20 protein-coding genes are annotated in these 26,150 nt (G+C 52.5%); 2 read left to right on the forward strand and 18 right to left on the reverse strand.

Annotated features, from left to right (window positions below):
• Positions 1 to 417: 417 nt before the first annotated feature.
• Positions 418 to 1,545 carry an alanine dehydrogenase gene (gene ald, locus CFI03_RS20170; RefSeq protein WP_248759005.1) on the reverse strand — a complete coding sequence of 376 codons (1,128 nt, stop codon included), beginning with the start codon at positions 1,543 to 1,545 and terminating at the stop codon, positions 418 to 420.
• A 255-nt stretch (positions 1,546 to 1,800) separates the two neighbouring features.
• Between ald and CFI03_RS20175 the strand changes: the two genes are divergently transcribed.
• A complete protein-coding gene (locus CFI03_RS20175) occupies positions 1,801 to 3,414 on the forward strand; it encodes a PucR family transcriptional regulator (RefSeq protein WP_248759007.1) in 1,614 nt (537 codons plus the stop codon).
• Between the two features lie 7 nt (positions 3,415 to 3,421).
• Here the strand turns inward: CFI03_RS20175 and CFI03_RS20180 are convergent, their stop codons facing one another.
• From CFI03_RS20180 to CFI03_RS20255, 16 genes are all read right to left on the reverse strand, one after another.
• Positions 3,422 to 3,652: a hypothetical protein gene (locus CFI03_RS20180; RefSeq protein ID WP_127492944.1), complete on the reverse strand. Its 231-nt coding sequence runs from the start codon at positions 3,650 to 3,652 to the stop codon at positions 3,422 to 3,424.
• Between the two features lie 50 nt (positions 3,653 to 3,702).
• Positions 3,703 to 5,124 (reverse strand): dihydropyrimidinase, encoded by a 1,422-nt coding sequence (gene hydA, locus CFI03_RS20185; RefSeq protein WP_248759008.1) that lies wholly within the window; start codon positions 5,122 to 5,124, stop codon positions 3,703 to 3,705.
• Between the two features lie 2 nt (positions 5,125 to 5,126).
• Positions 5,127 to 6,431 (reverse strand): NAD-dependent dihydropyrimidine dehydrogenase subunit PreA, encoded by a 1,305-nt coding sequence (gene preA, locus CFI03_RS20190; protein WP_248759010.1) that lies wholly within the window; start codon positions 6,429 to 6,431, stop codon positions 5,127 to 5,129.
• Positions 6,432 to 6,455: 24 nt separating this feature from the next.
• Entirely contained in the window at positions 6,456 to 7,811 is a 1,356-nt protein-coding gene (locus tag CFI03_RS20195; RefSeq protein ID WP_248759011.1) for an NAD(P)-dependent oxidoreductase, read from the reverse strand.
• Between the two features lie 29 nt (positions 7,812 to 7,840).
• Positions 7,841 to 8,722 carry a nitrilase-related carbon-nitrogen hydrolase gene (locus CFI03_RS20200; protein WP_248759013.1) on the reverse strand — a complete coding sequence of 294 codons (882 nt, stop codon included), beginning with the start codon at positions 8,720 to 8,722 and terminating at the stop codon, positions 7,841 to 7,843.
• Positions 8,715 to 9,995, reverse strand: coding sequence for a M20 family metallo-hydrolase (locus CFI03_RS20205; RefSeq protein WP_248759014.1), 1,281 nt, complete (start codon positions 9,993 to 9,995; stop codon positions 8,715 to 8,717). The genes CFI03_RS20200 and CFI03_RS20205 overlap by 8 nt, the downstream gene beginning before the upstream one ends.
• 222 nt (positions 9,996 to 10,217) lie before the next feature.
• Positions 10,218 to 11,273, reverse strand: coding sequence for an ABC transporter substrate-binding protein (locus CFI03_RS20210; RefSeq protein ID WP_248759015.1), 1,056 nt, complete (start codon positions 11,271 to 11,273; stop codon positions 10,218 to 10,220).
• 65 nt (positions 11,274 to 11,338) lie between these two features.
• On the reverse strand, positions 11,339 to 12,229 hold the full coding sequence (locus CFI03_RS20215; protein WP_248759016.1) for an ABC transporter permease: 891 nt from the start codon (positions 12,227 to 12,229) through the stop codon (positions 11,339 to 11,341).
• Positions 12,226 to 13,041: an ABC transporter permease gene (locus tag CFI03_RS20220; protein WP_248759018.1), complete on the reverse strand. Its 816-nt coding sequence runs from the start codon at positions 13,039 to 13,041 to the stop codon at positions 12,226 to 12,228. Before CFI03_RS20220 ends, CFI03_RS20215 begins: the two co-directional genes overlap by 4 nt.
• A complete protein-coding gene (locus CFI03_RS20225; RefSeq protein ID WP_248759019.1) occupies positions 13,022 to 13,831 on the reverse strand; it encodes an ABC transporter ATP-binding protein in 810 nt (269 codons plus the stop codon). Before CFI03_RS20225 ends, CFI03_RS20220 begins: the two co-directional genes overlap by 20 nt.
• A 598-nt stretch (positions 13,832 to 14,429) precedes the next feature.
• Positions 14,430 to 17,486 carry a beta-galactosidase, LacZ type gene (lacZ, locus tag CFI03_RS20230; RefSeq protein ID WP_248759022.1) on the reverse strand — a complete coding sequence of 1,019 codons (3,057 nt, stop codon included), beginning with the start codon at positions 17,484 to 17,486 and terminating at the stop codon, positions 14,430 to 14,432.
• A gap of 152 nt (positions 17,487 to 17,638) precedes the next feature.
• Positions 17,639 to 18,457: a carbohydrate ABC transporter permease gene (locus CFI03_RS20235; protein WP_201008643.1), complete on the reverse strand. Its 819-nt coding sequence runs from the start codon at positions 18,455 to 18,457 to the stop codon at positions 17,639 to 17,641.
• Positions 18,450 to 19,325, reverse strand: coding sequence for a carbohydrate ABC transporter permease (locus tag CFI03_RS20240; protein ID WP_127493186.1), 876 nt, complete (start codon positions 19,323 to 19,325; stop codon positions 18,450 to 18,452). Before CFI03_RS20240 ends, CFI03_RS20235 begins: the two co-directional genes overlap by 8 nt.
• A 144-nt stretch (positions 19,326 to 19,469) precedes the next feature.
• A complete protein-coding gene (locus tag CFI03_RS20245) occupies positions 19,470 to 20,777 on the reverse strand; it encodes an ABC transporter substrate-binding protein (protein ID WP_248759023.1) in 1,308 nt (435 codons plus the stop codon).
• A 159-nt stretch (positions 20,778 to 20,936) separates the two neighbouring features.
• Positions 20,937 to 22,718 carry a sensor histidine kinase gene (locus tag CFI03_RS20250; RefSeq protein ID WP_248759024.1) on the reverse strand — a complete coding sequence of 594 codons (1,782 nt, stop codon included), beginning with the start codon at positions 22,716 to 22,718 and terminating at the stop codon, positions 20,937 to 20,939.
• 13 nt (positions 22,719 to 22,731) lie between these two features.
• Positions 22,732 to 24,300, reverse strand: a complete 1,569-nt coding sequence (locus tag CFI03_RS20255) for a response regulator transcription factor (RefSeq protein ID WP_248759026.1) — start codon at positions 24,298 to 24,300, stop codon at positions 22,732 to 22,734.
• 266 nt (positions 24,301 to 24,566) lie between these two features.
• Between CFI03_RS20255 and yhbH the strand changes: the two genes are divergently transcribed.
• The gene (gene yhbH / locus CFI03_RS20260) at positions 24,567 to 25,730 is read left to right on the forward strand and encodes a sporulation protein YhbH (protein ID WP_248759027.1); all 1,164 of its coding nucleotides are present in this window, start codon (positions 24,567 to 24,569) and stop codon (positions 25,728 to 25,730) included.
• Between the two features lie 42 nt (positions 25,731 to 25,772).
• On the opposite strand, the gene CFI03_RS20265 is transcribed toward yhbH, so the two are convergent.
• Positions 25,773 to 26,099 carry a hypothetical protein gene (locus CFI03_RS20265; RefSeq protein WP_248759028.1) on the reverse strand — a complete coding sequence of 109 codons (327 nt, stop codon included), beginning with the start codon at positions 26,097 to 26,099 and terminating at the stop codon, positions 25,773 to 25,775.
• Between the last annotated feature and the right edge of the window lie 51 nt (positions 26,100 to 26,150).

The following is a 26,150-nucleotide window of genomic DNA, read 5'->3' on the forward strand; positions in this document are numbered from 1 at the left end:
GATCTTGGTACACAGACTATTTTACGTCATCTTCTTTTTGCTCATGCGAGCCGGGATAAGCTCCCTAAGGGACCTTATCCTCGTGAAATCAGCCATACTTACAGCGATTCTGGGCTATTCGCGGACCCTTAAGGTCCCTTAGGGACCTTAAGGGTTTTCTTTTCGCTTATACGAGCCGGGTTAAGATCCCTTAGGGACCTTAACCTCGTGAAATCGCCATACATGCGGCGTTCAGGTGCCATTCTGCTAACCCGAAGGCCTTTCGGACAAGCTCTAAGGCTGATTTCAGCAATTCGCAGCCGGATTCGCTGCTTTTGCCAGCTTGAAAGGCTGTTTTTTTAAGCCATGCAAGCGGCACAGTTCTCTTAGACAAAAAGAACCCCCGCAGGCTGGCAATCCAGCCTTGCGGGGGTTCTCTCACGCGATCGAAGAGCTTAATAGATCGCGCACATTGGTATAGTTCATCTGATGCGCGGCGGCGACGGCTTCATGGGTGACGAAACCGTCCATGGCGTTCACGCCGCGCCGGATCGGCTCGCTGCCGGCAAGCGTATCGCGGACGCCGCGGTCCGCCAGCGCAAGCATGTAAGGCAGCGTTGCGTTCGTTAGCGCCGCCGTTGCCGTATAAGGCACGGCGCCCGGCATGTTGGCGACGGCGTAATGCAGGACGCCAAATCGCTCGAAGACCGGCTCGGCATGCGTCGTAATCCGGTCGATCGTCTCCACGCTGCCGCCCTGGTCAATGGCGACATCCACGATAACCGAACCTGCCAGCATAGAACGGACCATGGTTTCGGTAACAAGCTTAGGTGCTTTGGCACCTGGAATAAGTACAGCTCCAATCACAAGATCCGATTCAGCCACTGCCTCGGCGATTTGCCGGGAATGCGAGGCGAGTGTCTGTACCCGGCCGCCAAACCGGTCCTCCAGCGCCCGCAGCCTGTCGGCATCGTGGTCTATAATGGATACGTCGGCGCCAAGTCCAAGCGCGATTTGCGCAGCGCCAGTCCCTACTACGCCGCCGCCGATAATGGTGACGCGCCCTTTCCGCACGCCGGGAACGCCGCCAAGCAGAATACCTCTTCCCCCATGTGCCTTTTCCAGAAATTGTGCTCCGACCTGCGCTGCCATCCTTCCTGCAATATCACTCATCGGAGTAAGAAGCGGAAGCTGCCCGTTTGCTAGCTGAACGGTCTCGTACGCGATCGCGGTCACCTTATGCTGCGCCAAAGCCTTTGTGAGCTCCTGCTCCGCAGCCAGATGCAAATACGTAAACAGCACCAGCCCTTCACGGAAATGCCGGTACTCCTCCTTCAGCGGCTCCTTCACCTTCACGACCATATCCCTTGACCAAGCATCATCCGCATCCGTCACAATTATGGCTCCCGCTGCCCGATACTGTTCATCCGGGAATCCGGAAGCCGCCCCCGCTTCCGACTCCACAAACACGCGATGTCCATGCTTTACCAATTCATAAACGCCGCCCGGTGTTAGAGCAACGCGATGCTCCGCGCTTTTTCTCTCTTTTGGAACGCCAATCTCCATATACGCTCCCTCCCTTTTCTCCTGTCCACCTGCCACTAGGCGTTACGTTGCCTGCAAATTCTATCCTCTTGTATAATGGTGAGAAAACCAGTATCGAGGCCTATCGAAGATGAGCGACCGCGTCTAAAGGTAGGTTTTATCGCCAAATAGAATTTCAGTTTTCAATGGATATCGAAACTTATAAATTCTATTGTGGGGAGAAAAAAACTAGATTCCGATTCCCCCACTATTCCACGCTAGGGCGGTGAAATGTCCATGGTTGAAACGTTGATGCAGCTAACCGTTAGAGACATCCTGCAGCGCCCGCTGTTTCAGAAGGCGGAGACGATCGCAAGCGAAGAAGCGCTGAATCGCACCGTACGATGGGTCCACATTATGGAAGTTACCCAGATTGGCAAGCTTCTAAGCGGGAATGAGCTGATCCTGTCCACCGGTATCGGCTGGCATGACGACGAGGAGCTAAGCCTATCGTTCCTCCGGCAGCTTATCGATTCCGGAGCCTCCGGCCTCTGTATCGAGCTGGGCACCTACACCAAAAAGCCATCCGATGCCATGATCGAGCTGGCTAAACGCGAGAACTTTCCTCTCCTTTTTTTCCACGAGGAGGTTCGTTATATCGACATTACCCAAGATCTTCACGCCTACTTCATCCATCAGCATCACCGCATGGTCTATGAGCTTGAAGCACTCTCCACCAAGCTGAACCAGCTGCTGCTCTCCGGCAAAGGCATTATGCCGCTGCTTAAGCTTCTCCACCACACGACCGGCACTCAAGTCGCTTTTTTTCCGCTAAATGCCGAAGCCGAGTTCGTTCCGCATATGCCCAAAGCCAAGGCAGACAGCTTCTACGAGCAATGGATTTACGGCGAAATGTTTGCCACTCCTGACCTGAAGCGCGGAATAGCGCACCGGCCGATTCTTGCCCTTGATCATCTGTTTGCCGATTTGCTGCTGCAGTCGGAGCAGGAGCTTAGCGAATTTCAGATTCTAGCTCTCGACCGCTGCGCTACCGCTATCGCCCAAGAAATGATGCGCACCAAATATATGGAGGAGAGACGTCGCTACAAAGATGAAATGTGGGTGACGGATTGGCTGAGCGGCAAGCATGCCGAGAAGGAAGTCCGGGAGTATATCAGCTCGATTAAGCCCGCCGCCAAGCTGTACGGCTTAACCGTTTGCGTATTCCGCTTGAACCTGAAGATGGCGGAATGGAAGGAAGGCGAGGAGCTGCTCATTCAGAAAAACATGGTCGCCCGCGCCATCTTCGAAGGCGAAGGCTACTTCCTTCTCCCCGCTATTTTGCATGATCATATCGTCTTTGTCCTAATTGATCAGATGAAGCAGCTCAAGTGGAAGGACCGCCTCCTCCGCGCCATTGACCGTCTAAGAAAAACCGAGCACAACCCGGATTCGGCCCTATTCGCCGGAACGCTGGGCATCGGCAAATATACGACCGATCTGTCCCGCGCCAAGGAAAGCTACGAGTCCGCACGGGAGACGGTTGCGATTCAGACGGATATCGGACCGCTAAGCTCGCCTTTTTTCAATGACCTGCACACGTACCGGATCATCTCGGGTCTCAAAAAGACCGGAATGCTGCCCGCCCTCATCGAGGAATATATCGGCCCGCTGGCGCGGTACGATCAGGAGAAAAACGGGCAGCTGCTCAAGACGCTGAAGGTGTTCCTCTCTCTCTCCGGCTCCAAGCAGGATACGGCCAAAGAACTGTTTATCGTTCGGCAGACGCTATATCACCGGCTCGAGAAAATAGCATCGCTGCTAGGCGAAGACTACCTGGTTGCAGACAAAAGGCTTGCTATTGAGCTTGCATTAAATGCATACGAATACACCTACGGAGCGATCCAGTAGTTCGTCATTACCCCGCATCGTTCCATCCGGAGGAAGCCAGCTGCTTCACCACCAGGTTGGACATATATTTCCGGGCATCCGCGGAGAGCAGCTGCAGCACCGCGCTCTCCCCGCCGGGATGGACAAGCTCAATGGTTGCACCGCTCAAATTCTCCACTACGCTATGAATTCTGAACTGCCTGCCGATATAAGCATCCAGCTTTTGTTTCTCTTCCAAAAACTCCCGGTAAGCGGACATAAGTAAGCACCTCCGTTGAATGGTCTTCCCGCCTGCATCCTTATCCCTGCTTACAGCTGTTCAACTTGTTCCTTGGCGCCCGTATTTGCCTGCTTGTATGTCGCGCGCTTCAGGAATTTCCCCGTGCCCGCTTCCCCTACAAAAGCTTGATTCCGAATGACAAACTCGCCGCGCGACAATACGCTTTCCGGCACGCCGCTCACGCGAAGCCCTTCAAACGGGTTGTAATCGACATTCATATGATGAGTCTCCGCCGAGATCGTTCTTTCCGCTGTTGGGTCAAAAATAACGATATCCGCGTCGCTGCCAACGGCAATCGTCCCTTTGCGCGGGAATAAGCCAAACAGCTTCGCGTTGCGGGTCGAGACAATCTCTACGAATTGGTTAAGGGTCAGCCTACCCTTGGCAACTCCCTCCGAGTACAGGATCGAGAACCGATCCTCAATGACCGGACCCCCGTTTGGAATTTTACTGAAATCGCCCTTCCCCAAATCCTTCTGCCCCTTGAAGTTGAAGGAGCACTGATCAGAGCCTAGCGTCTGAAGGGAACCCGTAGTAAGCGCATTCCAGAGCACCTCTTGATGGCTCTTCTCGCGGAGAGGCGGAGACCAGACGTACTTGGCCCCTTCAAAATCCGGTAGCGCGAGGTACGACTGATCGAGCACCAAATATTGCGGACAGGTCTCGCCCCATACGTCTACGCCGCGGGTTCTCGCCTCGCGAATCGCCTTCACCGCTTCCGCGCAGGTAACATGCACAACAAACAGCCTAGCACCCGTAAGCTCGGCAAGAGCCGCCGCTCGTGCCGTTGCTTCGCCTTCGATAGCGGACGGACGTGTGAGTGCATGGTAGATCGGGTCCGTATTCCCCTCGGCAAGCGCCTTCTCCACAAGAAATTCGATGACATCGCCGTTCTCGGCATGCACCATCACCATGGCGCCAAGCTCCTTGGCCGATAACATGGTCCGGTACAACGTGCCGTCGTCGGCCTGAAACACGTTCTTGTACGCCATAAACACCTTAAACGAAGTGATTCCTTCGTCCTTCACGATGGAAGGCAGCTCCGCCAGCACGGCGTCATTGATCTCGCTGATCATCAGATGGAAGCTGTAATCGATAACGGCTTTACCAGCCGCTTTCGCATGCCATTTCTTAAGCGACTCGCTTAACGGCTTTCCCTTGTCCGTCAGGCAAAAATCGATAATCGTGGTCGTCCCGCCAAATGCCGCGGCTCTTGTTCCCGTCTCGAAATCATCGGCCGTCACCGTCCCGCCAAACGGCATATCCAGATGGGTATGCGGGTCTACGCCGCCAGGAAACACGTATTTCCCGGTGGCATCAACGATCTCAGCACCCTCAGCCGAAAGGCTATGGCCAATCTGCTTGATAACGCCGTCCTCGATCAGAACATCCGCCCGATACGTATCCGCAGCGGTTACGATCGTACCGTTACGTATGATTTTCGCAGCCATCCTTATACCGCCTCCTTGCTCGCGCCGCCTGGCGCTGGATTGGAATCGTCGACCGAAGCTACCGCCTTCTGGCGCTCATTCCAGGACATCGGCAGCTCGCCGGAAGGAATCTCCACCATGGAGATGGCGCCTTCCACCGGACAAACGATCGAACAAAGATTGCAGCCGACGCAGTCCTCTTCCCGCACTTTCAAATAAGCACGGCCGTCGTCCGTTGTCAGGCGCTCAATGCACTGATGCGACGTATCCTCGCAGGCAATATGGCATTTGTTGCAGACGATGCAATTCTCCTCGTGAATCCGGGCAACGACCTGATAGTTCAGATCAAGATCGCCCCAATCCGAGTAACGGGAAACGGATTTGCCAATCAGCTCGTTAACGGAGGATAGGCCTTTGTCGTCCAGATAGTTGTTCAAGCCGTCGATCATATCCTCCACGATGCTGAAGCCGTGATGCATGGCCGCTGTGCACACCTGCACCCCGGTTGCTCCCATAAGCATAAACTCGACCGCATCGCGCCAATTGGAGACGCCTCCAATTCCGGAGATAGGTACGTTCACCTGAGCGTTGCGCGCGCATTCCGCCACCATATTCAGCGCGATAGGCTTCACCGCCGGACCGCAATACCCGCCATGAGCGCCTTTGCCGCCTACATGCGGAATCGTATTCCAGGTGTCCAGATCCACGCCAGCCAATGAGTTAATCGTATTGATCAACGAGATCGCATCCGCACCGCCGCGAACGGCCGCTCTGGCGGTGGCCGTAATATCCGTAATGTTAGGAGTCAGCTTCACGATGACCGGCGTCTTTGCCGCTTCCTTCGCCCACATCGTTTGCGCTTCAACGAGATCCGGCTGCTGGCCGGATGCCGAGCCCATGCCGCGCTCCGCCATGCCATGCGGACAGCCGAAGTTCAGCTCCAGCCCGTCGACGCCAACGGCCTCGACCTTTTTGACAATCTCATGCCATTTCTCCCGCTTCGGCTCCACCATGAGGGACACCACGACGGCATGATTCGGAAACCGTTTCTTCGTCTCGTAAATCTCCTTCAGATTCACTTCAAGCGGCCGGTCCGTAATCAGCTCGATATTGTTAAAGCCTGCCACGCGCTGTCCGTTAAAATGCACGGCCGCAAACCTCGACGACGTATTGATAATCGGATCGCCAAGCGTCTTCCATACCGCTCCGCCCCAGCCCGCCTCGAAAGCCCGCTGCACCTGGTAGCCCGTATTCGTAGGCGGCGCCGACGCTAACCAGAACGGATTCGGCGAGGATATGCCCGCCAGATTGATACGCAAATCAGCCATCGTTTTCCCCTCCTCCAAAGATCGTTACGCCGTTTCCTCCTGCTCCTTCACCAGCTGCCGATAGATGGCATACGCGGCTTTCTTACCCTGCTGCGCCGCCGATACAACCATCGCTTCCCCTTGCCCGTCGCCAAAAATAACATCGCCAGCCGCATAGACTTGCGGATCTGACGTTTGGAACGTAACCGGATCAATCGCTACGGTTCCGCGTTTATGCGAAAGACCAAGCTGCTCGACCAAGCCAATATGGCGCGTTTGACCAATGGCAAGAACAACCGCATCCACATCCATAAAAAACTCCGAGCCTTCCACCGGTACCGGCCGGATCTGTCCACCGCTTTCTTCAAGCTTCATTAACGTGCATTCGAGCGCCGTTACATTACCGGCTGAATCTCCAACGATCCGCTTTGGCGCGGTCAGCCATTTGAACATAACGCCGTCCTGCTTCGCAAAGTCGAACTCGAAATCGTAGGCCGTCATCTCAGCGGAAGTCCGGCGGTAGACAATCGTCACCTCGTCCGCTCCAAGCCGAACCGAACAGGTCGCCGCGTCAATAGCGGTATTGCCGGCACCAATAACGGCAACCTTTTTGCCCGCAATATCCGTCCGAATGGACGATTTCGTTGATTCTACGAACTCGATCGCGTCATAGACGCCTCGGAGACCTTCACCCTCGATGCCAAGCTTCGGCACCTTGGACATGCCAATGGCCAGGACAATCGCATCGTACTGCTGCTTAATTTCTTCAACGCTTATATCGATTCCAACCTTCAAGCCCGTGCGGATCTCTACGCCAAGCTGCCTGACCTGCTCTACTTCCCACAGCGAGATTTCCTGCGGCAGCCGGAACGAGACAATGCCATACGTATCAAGGCCGCCTGCCTGCTCCTTCGCTTCGAACACCGTGACCGCAAAGCCGAACCGGGCCAGCTCCCTGGCCGCCGACAAGCCTGCGGGACCACCTCCGATAACGGCGGCTTTTTTCCCGTTGCTGCTTCCTGCCTTAAACAAAATCTGCTCGTTGCGGATTGCCCAATCGGTCGCATAACGCTGCAGATCCCCGATCATAATCGGCTTGGACGAATGATTAAGCACGCAAGCCCCTTCGCATAGCTCCTCCGTCGGGCAAACCCGCGAGCAGCTTGCGCCTACCGGATTCGCCTCCATAATGGTGCGGGCAGAGCCTTTCATGTTGCCGGAGGCGATCTTTTTGATAAAGGACGGAATGTTGATGCCTGTCGGACAAGCCCGGATACACGGGGCATCATAGCAGTACAGGCAGCGGTTCGACTCCTCGATCGCCTCCTTGGGCTTCATTCCGGCTTTCACCTCGGCAAAATTACGCCGCAAAGATTCCGCGGATATAAACGTTGCAGCCATCCGTTCATCCCCCTTTCCCTTAGCGCTTATTATAGGTTTATGATGCTATCGTACGTTTCCGGCCTGCGGTCCCGATAAAACTGCCAAATATTTCGCACCTCGCGAATCAGCTCTTTGTCCATCACGCCAATCACAACCTCATCCTGATCCCGGCTGCCAATGGCAACGATCGAGCCTCGCGGATCCGCCAAATACGACTGACCGTAGAACTCTCCCATATTCCAAGGCGTCTCATATCCGACCCGATTGATAGCCGCCACGTAATAGCCGTTCGCCACCGCATGTGCCGGCTGTTCCAGCTTCCACAGGTATTCCGAAGTGCCCGCTACCGTCGCAGACGGATTAAAAACAATCTCCGCCCCGTTCAGCCCAAGCGCACGTGCGCCCTCCGGGAAATGCCGGTCATAGCAGATGTATACGCCAACCTTCGCGTAAGCCGTATCGAATACCGGATAACCCAGATTGCCCGGCTTAAAATAATACTTCTCCCAAAAGCCGCAGCCCCCGTCGCCTGCGGCCACATGCGGAATATGATGCTTGCGGTATTTGCCGAGGTAAGCGCCGTCCGCGTCGATTACCGCTGCGCTATTATAGTAGCTCGCAATGCCCTCGCGCTCGTAAATCGGAAGAACAATAACGACGCCTAGCTCCCGGGCGAGCTCCCGGAACAGCCGTGTAGTTGACCCGTTCGGTATCTCCTCCGCGGCGTCATACCATTTGGTGATCTGCTCCGCGCAGAAATACGGTCCGTAGAAGATCTCCTGCAGCGAGATAATCTTAGCGCCTTTTTCAGCGGCTTCGCGTACAAGACGGATATGCTTCTCAATCGCCTTCTTTTTGTGCGCCTCTACCGGTTCATCGCCATGTACGTCATGGGATGCCTGAATTAATCCGATCGTTACTTTACTCATCGCTTCTCCTCCCGATTTCGGTTCCGCTTGCGATACGTACCGCCGACCGGTACAGCAGCTCCGTTCCCAGCGCGATATCCTCCGGAGAGGAATACTCCTTGGGGTTATGGCTGATGCCGTCCTTGCACCGGACAAAAATCATGCTGTAATCCGTCACGTAAGACATCGTCAGCGAATCGTGGAACGGCCCGCTCATCAGCTCGGGCAGCTTCATCCCCATGCCGGACGCTTCCTTCCGCAGGATGTTCTTCATCCATTCCGCGCAATACCGCGGCTCGCTGTTCGTATCCTCCCGGATCAGATACTGCAGGTCATGCTCATCGCAGATGTCCTGAATGGCTTCCAGAAGCTGCTGCTCACGCTCATTCCGGCGGGAAAGAACGATATCCCGGAGGTCAACCGTAAACGTCACCTTCTCCGGGATGATGTTGCGGGAGTCCGGGAACACCGACAGCGAGCCTACCGTCCCCACCGTTGAGGCCCCGTCTTCCAGACGGGCGAGGTCGTTTAGAGCGACGATCACCTTGGCCGCGCCAACCAGCGCGTCCCTCCTCATCGGCATGGGCACCGAGCCCGCATGTCCGGCAAAGCCGTTCAGTTCAACCGTCCACCAGAGCGGACCGGAAATACCGGTTACAATGCCGATTGGCGAATCCAGCGATTCAAGCACCGGCCCCTGTTCAATATGAAGCTCCAGGAAAGCGCCGATCCTCCCCGCCTGAAACGTATATCCTTCAAACTCTGCCGGGTCGCAGCCGAATTCCAGCAGAGCTTCCCGGCGAGTTACGCCATTCTTGTCCGTCCGGTCGAGCTCCCCTTCCTCGAGCTTGCCCGTCATGCCGCGGACGCCAAATAACCCTTTGTTGAAGCGGCAGCCCTCTTCATCGCAAAAGGCAACCACCTCAATGTCCATTTCGGGTGTGAAGCCTTTTTCAGCCATCGTCTGGACCGCTTCAATCGCTCCTAGAACGCCGATAGCCCCGTCATACCGACCGCCATAGGGCTGGGAATCGACATGGGAGCCAAGCATAAGGACCGGAAGCTCCGGATGTTTTCCTCTGAATACGCCTATCAAATTGCCAAAAGGATCTATTCTTGCGCTCATTCCCGCTTCTTCCATCCAGCATTTCACTTGCTCTACGCCCGCTCTATCTTCCTTCGACAAAGCCAGCCGGCATACGCCGGTCTCCCCAATCCTTCCGATCTGCGCCAGCTCCTCGATATGCCGGTTCAGCCGTTCCGCATTAATCGTAGCGTTGAGCTCCACACTCATGTCCCGATCCCTCCCGCCTTGTCTCCGATGACATATAAGTATGTACGAGATTTGAATTTATACGGCTAGTCAGAGAGCCGCCCTCAGGCGAGGGCAGCCGTTTGAACGAAATTACCCCTGCATATCCCAATCCCGGCAGCCGCTTCCACTGCCACTTCGACGCCAACCACAGTTTTCTCGAGCTTAAGGTCCCTTAGGGACCTTAAGCTTCCCCCCATCTCGCTAGCTTTTTTCCGCGTCCGCCAGAATCGTCTTGTCTATGGCTTTGCTTAAATCCGGCGCCGCCTTGATTAATCCGTATTTGAGCGAAATATCTACCGTCCGCTGTACGGCATCATCAACAAACGAGCCAACCTGAGCATCCGTGAACCCTTCCGGCTTCACAAGCTTCGCCATCTCCATCAGCATGGTGGACTGATGCTCCTTCGTTGTGCTGCCCTCCGTGACAGCCTTCATGACGATATCGACCGCCTCTCCCTGATTGGCAATGGCGTAGTTCCAGCCCTTCATCGTGGCGCGGATGGCCTTGACCGCGGTATCCCGGTTATTTTTCAGCCAATCCTCCTTTACCACCAGCGTATCCTCGAGCATCCCGACACCCGCATCCTCAAAGTCGTATACATACAGATCCTCCGGCTTCACGCCGCTCTCCAGCACGACATGGTACTCGTTATAGATGGTAGAGATCGCTACATCCAGCTGCTTGTTGAAAAACTGGTCCATCGTAAAGCCCTGCTTCACCAGCTCGACATCCTTCTGCGGATCAAGGCCGTTCTTCTCCATAAAAGCAAGCACCTGGAACTGCTGGCTTCCCGTCCACATGCCTACCTTCTTGCCTTTCATCTTCGCTGGGGCATCAATACCGGAAGCCTTGTCGGCAACAAACCTGTACGAGCTCTTTTGCAAAATCTGCGCCACAGAGACAAGCGGCAATCCGTTGTCCCGGTTCACCAACAAGCTGTCGAAGCTTGTTACGCCGATATCCGCCGCGCCGTTCACCACCTGCTGCTCGATAACGACATCCGGCCCGCCCGGAACAATCTCGACATCCAGCCCTTCCTGCTCGTAGAAGCCTTTTTCCTTGGCGACGAAAATCCCCGCGAACTGGGCTTGAGGCACCCATTTCAGTTGAATTTTCACCTTCAGAGGTTCGCTTGACTTTCCCTCGTTCGCCGAAGACTCCGATGAACTGTTATTGCCGCAGGCGGCGACCATAAGCAGCGCCATTGCCATCGTCAGCGAGGTTACGGCCTTCATGACCCGGTTTCTCCTTTTCATCTACCCCATCCTCTCCCTATCGCTATCTATTTAAAAGACGAAGACATCCCCTGATGCGTAAGAAGTTATTGCGGTTTGCGCCTGGCGGCATGCCATGGAATCGCGATTCTCTCGATTAGCTGAATGAGATAATAGAGTACGATGCCAAGCACGGCGGCGATCACAATGCAGGACCAGGCGATGGGCATATTGCCCAGCTTGATCTGATCGGATAGCAGAAAGCCCAGCCCTCTGGATGAGATAAAAAACTCGCCAACTATCGCTCCTATAATGCCGGTTGCCATGTTAATCTTAAGTGCCGTAAAAATAGCCGGCAGGGCAAGTCTGAGCCGCAGCTTGAAAAAGATCGTTAACCTTCCTGCTGCGTAAGCATGCATCAGCTCCAGATAGGCGGGCTCGACGGAACACAGTCCCTTATAGGCGCTAACCGCCATCGTAGCCATCGTCATGATCGCGACAATCGCCATCTTGGAGGCGACACCGTCGCCAAACCAGTTGTTCATAACAGGCGCGAGCGCAACGATTGGGACGGCGTTTAAAGCAGCTGCTAAAGTGATGGCTCCTTTGCCTGCTTGCGGAAAAAAGGACGCCGCAATGGCAGCGAGAAGGCCAATAGCCGAGCCAATCAGGCAGCCCCCGATCATTTCCGCGCCGGTATAGAGGGAGTAGTTCCAGAGGAGATCGCGGTTTGTTTGAATCGCCTTTCCTATGGCCGATGGAATCGGCAATTGATAAAGCTCCAAGTGAAACAGCTTGTGGAACCCTTTAAGCTGCCAGATGACCAGAAAGAGGAGGCCGAATCCGATTGGCAGCCATATCGTGCTTCGGGATTGTTTTCGTAAGGAATTTGGAGTTGAGCTATTGATCCTGGCGTTCAGTCCAGCTGATTGGTCTGCGGCTGCTCTTGGTTGCGGGGTCGGCGCAGGGGACTGCTCCGTATTAACGGCGGTCATCATTCTTCCCCTCCCCCTTGCTGACGGAATTCCGGCTGCCACGGGGTCAGTAACCGTTCCGCCAGCGTAACGAACAGAAACCAGATCAAACCGATGGCAACGCTGATTAGGATCGTAGACCAGAACATATACACTTGCGAGCTGCCGTAGTAGAGAGAGCTGAGCATTAATACGCCGATGCCGTTTGGCGCTCCCATCAGCTCAACGATAATAGAAGCGGTAATCGCGAGAGGGGCGGACAGCTTAAGTCCGGCAAAAAGACCGGGAAGCGATGCCATCAGCCGCAGCTTGGTGTACGTCGTCCATCCGGAGGCTGCGTACGAACGCATCAGCTCCTCCTGCTCAGGCTTGATGCTCTGAAGGCCGCGCAGCATATGGATGGCTACCGGAAAAAAGGTTACATATCCCGCCATCAGCACCCTCGACATCGCAGGATCATGAATGATGCCGTACAGGATTGGGGCAAGCCCAATGATCGGAACCATCTGCGAAGCAATCATATACGGAGATAAGGTTAGCTCGATGGTTCTGGACAAGCTCATGATAATAGCAAGAGTTGCCCCTACCGCCGTCCCAATCAGAAATCCCAGTATGGAGTTCCCGAAGGTGATCGCGCCTTGCTCGGCTATCGTGGACCAATGCTTGATAAGGGCTTGAAGGACAAGATGAAGATACGGGAGCTTGGAGGCCGGTGCCAGTACATGTGCAATATCGGCTATGTACCAAGCCGCTGCCTCCCATAGCGCCAGAGCTCCCGCCACCCATATGGCGAGAATACCTCCTTGGCCGCTTTTTCTAAGCCATCCGCTTATCAAGAGGATCACGCTCCTTGTAAAGGCAAGCTCTCACCCTGGCCGTCATCTCATGGAAACGTCCGGAATTACGGATAAACTCGTAGCTGCCCTCCTCCCGTTCGATGTCCAGAATCGTATGGACTCGCCCGGGATGCGCTGACATGACGATAACCCGATCGGACAGGAATACCGCTTCCGGAATGCTGTGAGTAACAAATACGATCGTTTTATTGGTCTGCTTCTGGATGTCGAGCAGGTCAAGCTGAAGCTTCTCTTTCGTAAACTCATCCAAAGCGGAGAAAGGTTCATCCATCAACAGAATCGGCGGATCAAGCGCCAATGCTCTGGCAATGGCCACTCGTTGCTGCATGCCGCCGCTTAGCTGCCAAGGATAATGATCCTTGAATTTTGCTAAGCCAACCATGTCGATCAGACGGCTTGATATAGCTGAATATTCAGACTTTTTAAGGCCGAGCACTTCCATCGGCAGCTCGATATTATCCTTCACCGTGCGCCATTCGAATAAGGTAGGGCTTTGAAAAACAATCCCGAACTTTCTCTTCAATCGGACTTCGCGGGGCTCCTCTTCGCCGATCGTAATCCGTCCGCTTGTCGGCTGCAGCAGATCCGCGATTAGCCGGAGCAATGTAGATTTGCCGCAGCCCGAAGGCCCTAGCAGGGAGACGAATTCGCTCCGATGGATATCAAAGCTGACCTGCGAGAGCGCCGTCACCTCTCTGCCCTTCCGTCCGAATACCATCGACACATCGTCAATCCGTATTTCAATTTCCTTCTGACTCTCTTGTGACAAACCCTCAACCCCCTCGCTCTTGATGAAGATTGTTTATGTCATCTTTTCACGCGCCGCTTGTGTTGATATGTAATATTATATAACACGAAATTTGGATTACATTATACAAACTGTTTTACAAAATAGCGTGAACGTTTGACGTTATGTATAGAGGCGGTTTGAATAGAGGATAGATGATGTAAGGATTGGGTTAGTATAGGCGCTACGTTGTTCACTTTGCAGGATAAGGGTCGTAAAAGTCTTTCCCTCGAAGGGTACATGGCACGGATTGCAGTAAATCGGGTCTCAACGGTCCGTTCAGGCACTCCTTCGCCGCAATATCCTGCATAACGTGCAACGTAAAACAATTACTGGGCTGTAGAGCCTCATTATGCTGCATTTCGTACAGTGCGGCGGCTGGGAAAAGGTGGGGTGGCACGATCTCAATCGAACCCGTGGAGCAGGAGCGGTTACGCAAGTTGTTAGGCTAATTTCAGCCTTTCAGGCGTGAACGCACCATTCTGGGCTTGATAGACTAGTTTCAGTCTCTCATTTAGACATGCAGCCCTGCAAAAAAATAGAGGCTGTCCCAAAGGGACAACCTCTATCCTGCAACCTTCTATTTCGTAGAGCGGTCAACCGCCGAAATCGTAAACGTGAAGCTCAGGTCCTGATCCGCCGGGATTTGGTATTCCGGATGAACCGGAGCGCCCCAGCTGTCGTCGCCGCCTACGCCCATTTGGCGGCCGGCAACCGTTACAACCGTGTAATGCGGCTGCGGCAGCTCATACCAATGAGCGGCATTTTCAAGCTCGAACGCCGTCCAAGGCGAAACGTTGCATTCCACCGGCGCCGATGCTGCAGCATTCAGTTGCAGGCCAAAGCCTTGGCTGTCGGTGATGCGCACTTGGCGTACGCCGGTACGGTTGCCCGTCTCTTGCGGTACCAGATACGGAGTTGGCAGGTCCTTCACCGCACGGCTGAACGTACCGAGACGCGCGCCGAAAGCACGGTCGATATAATTCTCTTCCGGCCCCATGGCATACCACTCGGTCTGATCATAGTCCGCGGACAGCTTGAACGTCAGGCCAACAATCGGCACATTCGGAAGTCCGGCTGCACCTTTGTAATCAGTCTTTACTTCAATGCTTCCGTCCGCAAATACTGTATAGGTCGTGCGTACGCGCAGGTCGGCGCTAATGCTGAAGCCGTATTCGAACGCAACCGTTGCGCGGTCGCCCGACGCGGCAACGTCCAGCTCAACCTTCAGGCATTTGCGCGCCAAGCTTGCCGCATACCACAGACCGGCATCATAGCCATGTGCGTAACCTTTATCGTTATCCGTCTGCGCGCGCCAGAACTGCGGCACCGGCGGTGCTGCGATAAACTCGCGGCTGCCGTAACGGATCGAGGCCAGCGAGCCAACGCCTTTGGAGAACTGGATCGTGAAGCCTTCGCCCATAACGCCGATGTTCACATCGCCTTCTACAACGCGAATCGAGCCTGTTGGTACGGCTTCCTCGGCAGCAACCTCGAATACGTACTCGCCAAAGGCTACTTCATGGCCGGCTTCTGCCCAGAGCTCATCCTGCTTGAGCACAAGCGCGGCATGAACCGCATACTCGCCTGCAATCTTTGTAGCTTCCGCCGGCAGCGAAAGCGGCACAACGTCTTCGCTCCCCGGTTCAACGGACGTTTCACCGTTCCAGCCGAATACTTCTACGCCATCGCGGTATACGCGGACCGTCAAATCCCACTCGCTTGTATTCACGAACAGGTTCTCGTTAATCACTTTAACGCCCGTACGCGAAGGAACTAGCTTCACGTTCTGGTACAGGAACTTCACTTCCTGCATTTTCGGCGTTACCTTTCGGTCTGCGAAAACGATACCGTTGCCGCAGAAGCTGTAGTCCGTCGGACGGTCGTTAAAGTCGCCGCCGTAAGCGAAGAACTCTTTGCCATAACGGTCCTTGGTCATAATGGATTGATCCATGTAGTCCCAAATGAAGCCGCCTTGGTACATCGGGTACTTTTGCTCCAGCTCGGTGTATTTATGCATGCCGCCAACCGAGTTGCCCATGGCATGCATGTATTCGCAGCTGATGTACGGCTTGGACGGATTGGACTCCAGATATTCGATAATGTCCGCAGGCTTGGCGTACATCCGGCTTTCCATGTCGCTTGTCGCGTCGTATTTGCGGTTGTGGAACACGCCTTCGTAATGGACAAGACGGCTTGGATCCTTCGCATGGAAGTACTTCGTTGCGTTCAGAATCACTTCGCCCGCATAAGATTCGTTACCGCAAGACCAGATAAGAATCGAAGGATGGTTCTTGTCGCGCTCGAGCATCGACTCCGCACGATCCAACACGGAGCCCTGCCATTCCGGCAGATTGCCCGGCACGTTCCAGGACGGCTCGACCGCGCCCATCTTCTGCCACGAGCCGTGGGATTCGAGGTTCATCTCATCGATCAGATAAATGCCGTATTCGTCGCACAGCTCGTACCACAACGTCTGGTTCGGATAATGCGAGGTACGAACGGCGTTCATGTTATTCGCTTTGATCGTGGTAATATCCCAGATCATGTCTTCAGCCGTAATGGCGCGGCCGCGGCGTACGTTGAATTCATGGCGGTTAACGCCTTTGAATACGATGCGTTTGCCGTTGATATGCATCACTTTATCGATCATTTCGAAGCGGCGGAAGCCGGCTTTTTGCACAATGGCTTCAACCAGCTGACCCTGTGCATTCAAGACGGACAAGCATACGCTGTACAAATACGGAGATTCCGCGCTCCACAGCTTTACTTCGCCCGCATCAACCGTTACCGACAGCTTGCCGTCCGCAAAAGTCCCCTCGCCCGCAGCTGCAACAACGCCTTCCGCGTCCTTCAGCTCAAGCCTCACCGAAGCACCGGCAATGCCGGCTTGCTCCAATAATTCCAGATCAACCTTCAGCGTACCTTGCTTGTAGCTGTCGTCGAGGTCCGCATGGATAAACATATCTCTAACATGGATCTCCGGAACCGTATACAGATACACGTCGCGGAAAATGCCCGAGAAACGCCAGAAGTCCTGATCCTCGAGCCAAGCGCCGGAGCTGCGTTGGTACACTTCCACCGCAAGCTTGTTGTCGCCTTCCTTGATAAACGGAGTCAGATCAAACTCCGAAGGCGTAAAGCTGTCTTCCGCATAGCCGACAAACTCGCCGTTCAGCCATACATAGAAGGCCGATTCGACGCCTTGGAACGAAATATAGACAGGTCCGTTCATGGATTCCGGCTTGCTGAAATGCTTCACGTAGCTGCCTACCGGATTGCTGACTACCGGGATAGCTGGAGGACGAACAGCGTCCAGACCGTCCCAAGGGTACATCGTATTTACATATTGCAGCTGGCCGTAGCCCTGCATCTGAATATGCCCCGGCACCTCTATATCATCCCAGCCGCTGCAATCAAAGTCTTGTTTATAGAAGTTTTCAATTCGGCTTGCCGCATTTACGGCGTAGCTGAATTTCCAACCGCCGTTCAAATCCTGGCGCATCGCCATTGGCGCTTTGCCCTCCGCTTCCTCCATCGAACGGTAATACCGATGATCGGAGTGCGCATCCAGACGGTTTACGCGGTAAACGGTCGGATCGCTGAGCCAATTGATGTCTGCCCTTGTTGCTTTCATTCTTTATGAATCCTCCCTAAAATGAATTATCACCACAATAGCCCGTTACACGGGTTATCGTGATGATTCATTACTTCGAAAGCGTACGCTAATGAATTATCACCACAATAGCCCGTTATACGGGCTATCGTGATGATTCATTACTTGCGAGCCTATTTGACCGATCCCGTCATTCCCGCTACAAAATGCTTTTGCATCAGGAAGAAGACAATGGCTGTTGGCAGCGTCGCAATCAGAATAACAAGCATGTTCACGCCGTAGTCCGGCGAGTAGCTGGAGCCCAGATTCGAGATCAGGAGCGGAATCGTCCGTTTCTCCGGGGATTGCAGCACAACGAGCGGCCACAAGTAGTTATTCCAGCTGGACATAAACGTAATGATGGCAGCCGCCGCATAAGTCGTTTTCATGGTTGGAACATAGATGCGGAAGAAAACGCCAAGTTCGTTTAATCCATCTATTCGACCTGCTTCAAGCATTTCCTTCGGGAACATCTTTGTACTTTGACGGAAAAAGAAAATTAAGAACGCGGTCGTTACCGTTGGCAGCACGACAGCCGTCATCGTATTGATCCCGATTGCCGGGATATTTTGCGTAATCGTACCAAACATACGGTACAGCGGAACCATCAAAGCAGCAAACGGAATCATCATCGAGAGCAGCAGGATGTTAAAAACAACGTCCTTCGCTTTGCTGCGGAAAATTTCAAAGCCGTAACCGGCCAGAGAAGCAATAAGAAGGGCCAGGATCGTTGTCGAGATCGAGATTTTTGCCGAGTTAAGCATGGCTTGCCCAAGATCAACCTGATCCAAAATTTTGTGCCAGTTCGCGCCCAGACTTGAGCCGGGCAGCAAAGTCCCCTTCGTTACGTCAACCGATTTGTTCGTTGCGCTTATGATCATCCATATGAATGGGAAGATCGATACAATGGCCGCAATGCTCAGGAATACATAGGTGAAAATCCGTTTAGCCATTTTTATCACCTGCCAGTTTAAACTGAAGAATCGAGAAGATTACAATAAGAATAACAACGCCGTACGAGACAGTCGCGGCATAACCGAAGTCAGGCGTATATTTAAACGAAAGGTTGTAAATATACTGCGACAGCGTCATGGTCGAGTTGCCAGGTCCGCCCTTCGTAATGTTCATAACTTCATCGAACAACTGCAGGGTACCAATCGTTGATGTGATCGATGTGAACAAAATGATTGGCTTAAGCAGCGGTACCGTAATCTGGCTGAATTGACGGAAGGCCGAAGCACCGTCAATCCGTGCCGCTTCATAAATCGAGTTATCGATATTTTGCAGGGCAGACAGATAGAAAATCATGTTATATCCGGTCCAACGCCATGTGATGGCGATAATAATCGTAATTTTAGCCCAGAACGGGTCAGTGATCCATTGAATGGGGGCGCTGATCAAATGAAGATTAGTCAGCAAAGAGTTAATCAAGCCGTCATTACCGAACAGGTATTTGAAAATAACGGAATAAGCAACAAGCGATGTTACAGCCGGCAGGAAGATCGCCGTACGGAAAAATCCTTTAAGCTTCAGCTTGCTATCATTAAGCAATACCGAGATAAACATGGCAAGCACGATCATGATCGGTACTTGGATAATCAGGAATATAAACGTGTTTTTCAGTGCGGTAATAAAAGTCTGGTCTTTAAACAGCCTTGCATAGTTGTCTCCACCAACATAATGCAGGTTCGTGCCGGTTCCGGTCTGGAACGATAACATCAGTGCCTTAATCATCGGGTAGAAATAAAAGGCGCAAATCATAATGACCGCTATCGCTATAAACGACCAGCCGATCGCATTCGTTTTCGCCTTAATATTCATTGCTTTTGCTTTACTCACAGCGGCAGCCAGCTCCTTCCTATCTTGAGCATTCATAATAAAGACCTTGGAGCATGCCCCGCGGGGCACGCCTTAAGAGATGGCGGCGGAACGCGGAGGACCATGTTCCAAGGTCAATTTCTCTCTTTATTTTACAGACGAGTCTGCTTGTGCTTGCGCGTCTTTCAATACATCGTCAATCTTCTTGCCGTTCAGGTAGTTCTGCATTTCCACAACCAGAATGTCCTCGATTGCGTAAGTGTGCATACCGTAGTTCACGCTTGGAATTTCGTTCGTCCATTTCGCGAAGTCCTGTACGATTTTTTGACCGCCGAAGAATTCGTTAGCTGCTGTGTAAGCTTCGCCGGTTGTAGCCGGTTTGTAAGTACCGATTGCGCCAACGTCAGTAACGAGTTTTTGGTAAAGGTCAACGTTCGAGCCAAGAGTTGCTTTCAGGAATTCAGCTGCTTGCTCTTTGCCTGGAACGTTCAGAACGTACCACGAGCTGCCGCCAAGGTTAGTTGCGTGTACGGAGTTAGGCGTTTTCGCAAGCTTAGGCATTGGAGCAATCGCCCATTTGCCGGACTGCGAAGCTTCCGCCGTGATGGAAGGCGTGAACCAGTTGCCCGTAGGTACCGATGCAGCGTCACCGTTGTTGTAGTTCGCTACGAATTGGCTCCAGTCGGAGTGGATTTTCACGATGTTGGCATCCATCATTTTTTTGTATACTTCGAACGCTTCTTTCATTGCTTCGTTGTTTGCAATGTTAGGCGTTTTGCCGTCTTCGTTCAGGTACCACGAACCAGCGGATTGAATCATCATGCGGATGATACCGAGATCGTTCGGATCAAGGGAGATCCAGTCCTTGCCTGTTGCTTCTTTCACTTTTTTACCGATATCGATGTACTGGTCCCAAGTAATGTCTTGAAGATCATTAATGGTGTAGCCGGCTTTCTCGAGGTAATCCGTTCTCACATAAAGACCAGCAACGCCGGAGTCAAACGGAACGCCGTAGTATTTGCCGTCAACGCTTGTAGGTCCAAGCTTGTAATCAGCAAAGTCTTTAGGGTTGATTACGCTGCTCAAGTCGTAGAACATGTCCGGGTAAGCTTGCAGGAAGCTTTGCGCGCGGTAGTCCTCGATAAGTACAATGTTAGGCAGACCTTTCGTCGTGCCGGAGCTCATGCCCGTATTCAGCTTTTGAACGATATCGTTCTGAGCGTTTTCTACAATATCAACGGTCAAATCCTTGTTCGTTGCCGCATAAGCGTCTTTCGCAAGGTTCATCGCTTTGATGTTAAAGTTAGGATCCCATGCCCAAACCGTAATTTTGCTTGCAGCTTTGCCGCCGTTTTCCGCACCCGTATTCGCGGTGTTTTTGTTGTTGTCCGAGCCCGACGAACAAGCCGACAATGCAACCGCGCTAAGAGCAAGTACAGTGACTAATTTCTTCACTTTCAAGACCTCCGCATCTGTATATGTGTTGTAAGCGTTTTCCGGCTTACGAATCCATGATAGCATTCCCATCATGGCGCTCGTTAGAACGATCTTTACAACGAATTGTCATTTTATTATGAGTTGCTTGAAAGTGGTCTATTCGCACTAGGACAATCTTTAGAAATTTGGATCATTATTGGATTTGAGCAGCGGAATGCGAATTTTTACCCGGGTTCCTTCCCCGATCTGGCTTGTTATGGTAACTCCGTATTCCTCGCCGAACAACAATTTGATCCGGTCATTTACATTGCGCACGCCAATTCCGCTGAACAGCTGGCGTTTGTTCTCCTGGCTCGGGATTCCTCCGTTAATATTCATGCCGTCGCCATTGTCCACCACTTCACAGACCAGGGCGGAGCCTTCCTGCGCAACCATAATGTAGATGTAGCCTTCGGATTTATCATTAAAAGCATGGAAAAAGGCGTTCTCGATAAAGGGCTGGATCATCAGCTTCGGAATCCGGTAATCCAGGCAATCCGGACCGATAAAGTAACTGACGCGGATCCGCTCGCCGTAACGAACCTGATTGATAAAGACGTAATTTTTCATATTGTCGAGCTCTTGCTGTACCGTAATCATCTCGCTGACGTTGCCGATGGCATTCTGCAGAAGCGAGATAAGAGCATTAATCGTCTCGGCAGCCTTTTCCTTGTTGCCCTGCTGGACCATAAACTTCACCGAAGCGAGCGTATTATATAGAAAATGAGGATTAATCTGCTGCTGCAGCGCTTCCAGCTCCGCATTGCGTTGCTGCTTCTGCGTCTCCACCAGCTTGTCTACGTATTCATTCAGCTCGTCAATCATGGCATTAAAGGCAAGGCCAAGCTGGCGAGTCTCATAGCTGCCGTCCACCTTCACGTGGCGGTCGAATTCGTACTTCGAGATGGTTGAAATCTGCTTCACGAGCCGGGTCAGCGATTTGGTCAGCCGTCTTGAAATGAGGAACACGATAATAACCGCAGCGGCCACAATCGCCATAACGATAAGCGTAATCTGCCTCGTATCCGTCAATTGTCCCAGGACCTGCTTCTTATCAATGACGTTCACCATGTATAGGTCTAGTCCGGCAATATACTCCGATAAAAGAAGATGGTCTTTCCCCATAATGTCGGCATTCTTGTAATCCAGGTTCTTCTCGTCGATCTCTTTCGCATACTGAAGAAGATCCGGCGAACGCTGCCCGATCCAGTCATTGCGGTTGGAGGATACAATCGTTCCCCGGCTGTCGATGACCGCCACATCATTTCCTAGACTTGTATTGCTGTCATAAAACCGGGCGAAATAAGGCTCGCGAACGGCAAAATAAACCATTCCATAGACGGTTCCGCTGCGATCGACCAAAGCCTTGGAGGCTACAATCGTAGGCTCGATGCCCGGCGTACCGGAGGTTTCGGCGTCGTCATAGGAATACATCAGCCTGCGAGGCTCCGCAAGCGAACGCTTCGTAATGGGATGGTTCGCAAGAGCATCGTCCGGTACCGGCCAATAGGAACGGTCCGTCGAATAACGACGACCGTTCACCCCTGTTACCGTAATGCCTACCTCATAGGCGTCCACGCTGGATTTAATCTTGTTCATCTGCTGCCCCATCTGAAAATAACTGCCCACCATGACGTTCGATTCGCCGCTGCCTTCGGTCAGAAACTGCTTAATCGTACCGCTCTGCGAGATTTTGTTCGCCGTCAGCACAATGGAATAATTAAACGAATCCATACCGTTTCGGATCTGCGCGATAATTTTCGAATTGGTAATACTGAATGTCTCCATAAATACGCGGCTGGATACGTTCATCGTTGTCCAGGTCGCCGTAATCGATACGGCCACAATGCTCACGACCATAATGATGAACATTTTCACGAAGAGGCCGTTATATTTGAATCGGTCGAGTATTTTACTCAAAGCTATCACTCACTCATCTCAGGTTTTGTTGCCGATAGCGGCTTGGCGACAGTCCGGTATGCTTCTTGAACACCTTGCAGAAATAGCTGTGATCCGAATAGCCCACCATCCCGCTGATCTCCGAAATCGAAGCTTCCCCTGCCCGCAGCAGCTCCGATGCTTTCTCCAGTCTCACCCTATGCAAATAATCGACAAAGCCCTCGTTATGATGGGTAGAGAAATAGCTCGACAGATACGACGGGTTAAAATGAAAATGCTTCGCCATCTCCGTCAAATTAAGCGATTCGGCATAATGCTCGTGAATGTAATCAAGCAGCCGCTTCATGTTGGCATTGCCGGACTGCTCGGCTTTCTCGGCAATGCACAGCTTCGCTTCTCCGATAAACGCCGTCAGCAGCTCTGCCGCCGCATTGGCGTTCCGCGACTCTTCAATAGCTTTGAAGTAGTAATACTTCTTCGTCTCCAGCTGCTGCGTGCTGTAGTTCATATTGCCGAGCAGCACGGTAATGTTAAAAATAACATTGCTCAGAAACGACTTGAACTCAAAAACATCCGTCGTATAGTTTGTTTTGAACGCTTCGAGATGATCCAGCAAATAATCAAATGCCGTATCAAAACGCTCGCGCTTGAACGATTCCGTAAAGCTGTTCAAGTTAAACGGATCTGCCGCTTGCCCGGCTTCCGGGAACTCATGGAACAATAATAGATGCTTGTCCGGGAAATAAAAGGCGTAATCCATCATTTTCAGCAGACTAGCCTTATAGGACTGCTCCAGCTCGGTAATCGCCGAGAAAGGCTCGCTTACCACAACCGCCACATCCAGCTTCAGCTGATTGATCGAGCTCGCCATCGTTCTTCCCCAGTAAGGCAGCAGGCTTAGCATCGTATAATCCAGATTAAGGAGCAGCAGAATCATAGGCGCTTCGGCTTTTAGCACGTGGTAGACCAGCTGGTCGGCATGGACTGCCTGTTTATCCAGCTCGCCTTCCATCGTTTGCCGGATGGCATTCGCCTGCTCCTTCGTTACATTCATTCCTCGGAAGTCCACGCCCAGAAGGCAGAAGGCGCTATGCGGAAAATGGTCGCCTAGCTCCGCTTCAACCTGCTTGGCATCCATCTCGTAACCGGATAACAGCTTCTCCAGCACCGTGTCGATGGTTGGACCTTGATTCGCGAATGGCTCTTCCCCTTGCAGGGACGGAATTTTATCGGCAACGGCTTTCAGCACGTTCAGCATATGGCCGGTGTCGAGCTTGGGCTTTAATATATAGTCGCGTACGCCGCTTTGAAAGGTGGAGCGTACGTAATCGAAATCTCCGAAGCTGCTAAGGACAATAACTTCAATATCCGGGTATTTCAGCTTGATCTGCCGGGTCAGCTCTTCGCCGTCCATAATCGGCATAACAAGATCCGTCAGCACGATATGAGGCTGCAGCTCCGCGATCATCTCAAGCGCTTCTTTCCCGTTTGAAGCCTCGCCCACGATCTGAAAACCTTCCTGCTCCCAGTTCATATAATGCTTGATCCCTTGCCGGATCAAAGCTTCGTCGTCCACGATCAGCAGTCTGCAGTAGTTTGACATGGTGAACCTCCTTAAAAGAATTGCCACATGCTTTTTGTGGCAATTCTTACTTCGTAAGCATGGTTCTGCACTTACATATGTAAAGTACATTATAACCGATAAAGCGAGCCCATTTCTCACCTTTCTGAATGGGCTGTCCTTGTTACATTTTGGCGGATTATTTGGAAGTTTGCTAGAATCGGGCAACTTTTGCTTCACATATCCGGGGAGGACTTGAATATATTGAATAACAAACCCAAAAAAACTGTGCAAGGAGGTGCTCCGAAATGGGTTCAGCAGAAGATAGACTGTTTGTTGTATCTCAGGAGGATTGGTCGCTGCATCGTAAAGGCTACCAGGATCAAGCCAGGCACCAGCAGAAGGTCCGGGATGCCATTAAGCAAAATTTGCCCGACCTCGTGTCTGAAGAAAGCATTGTCATGTCTGACGGCAAGCAAGTAATCAAAGTGCCGATTCGGAGCCTTGACGAATTCCGATTTGTGTATAACTACAATAAAAATAAACATGTAGGTCAAGGAGACGGCGACAGCCAGGTCGGCGACGTGTTAGGCGTCGATCCGCAAGCGGCCAAAGGTCCCGGCAAGGGCGAAGGCGCCGGCGATCAGCCCGGCGAGGATGTTATCGAAGCGGAGATCAGCTTGGCTGAGCTGGAGAGTATGCTGTTCGAGGAATTAGAGCTTCCGTTCCTTCGCCAGAAGGATAAGGATCAGCTCGAGACGAAGGAAATCCGGTTCAACGATATCCGGAAAAAAGGCATCATGTCGAACATCGACAAGAAGCGGACGATCATGGAAAACCTGCGGCGCAACGCTACCTCCGGCACGCCGGGCATTCACGGCATCTCGCCGGATGATCTTCGCTACAAGACCTGGGAAGAGATTGTGCGTCCGCAATCCAATGCGGTTATCCTTGCCATGATGGATACATCGGGCTCCATGGGCTCCTTCGAGAAATACGTAGCCCGTTCGTTCTTCTTCTGGATGACCCGCTTCCTGCGGCATCAATACGAGAAAGTCGAAATCGTATTCATTGCCCATCACACCGAAGCGAAGGAAGTAACCGAAGAAGAGTTCTTCACTCGCGGCGAAAGCGGCGGTACGATCTGCTCATCAGCCTACATCAAGGCGCTCGAGATTATCGACAGCCGGTTCTCGCCAAGCATGTACAACATCTATCCGTTCCACTTCTCCGACGGCGATAACCTGACCAGCGACAACGAGCGCTGCGTCAAGCTGATCGGCGAGCTGCTCAAGCGCTCCAACCTGTTCGGCTACGGCGAAGTGAACCAGTACAACCGCTCGAGTACGCTAATGTCCGCGTATAAGCATATTAATATGCAGCATTTCATGTACTACGTCATTCGCGAGAAAGGCGAAGTGTATAACGCCCTGAAGTCCTTCTTCCGCAAACGTGAAGGCGTTGTAGGGTAAAAGGAAACCGGTCGTCCAGGGGACGGCCGGTTTTTCAATCCATCAATAAATAACAAACATATCATCATCCACTGTGCCATCAAAGTTAATGAAGAGTTTATAATACCCGACTACATGATCAGAGTACTCCATATTAAGCGTTGCAACGACATGGTTGTAATCAAAATCAGGATAGTTATTACTAAACTTTATTGATACCGAATCAATCTTGAGCTCAAGATAAGTTGAGTCATAATTAGGAAAAACTCCACCGAACTCAGCAGATTCCTCTACTTTGTAGTGTTCAAAGCTTCTCCAAAATGCTGAATACAATTTCGATTCGAGATCATTTGCAAGCATCCACTCTCTCAAAGCCCCAACCTCAAACATTGTCCAAGGACTCCTTCGTATATACACTAAAATTATGCCGATCTTTCGCTA

The organism is Paenibacillus sp. ATY16, assembly GCF_003399985.2.
GTDB classification, from domain to species: Bacteria; Bacillota; Bacilli; order Paenibacillales; family Paenibacillaceae; genus Pristimantibacillus; species Pristimantibacillus glycanilyticus.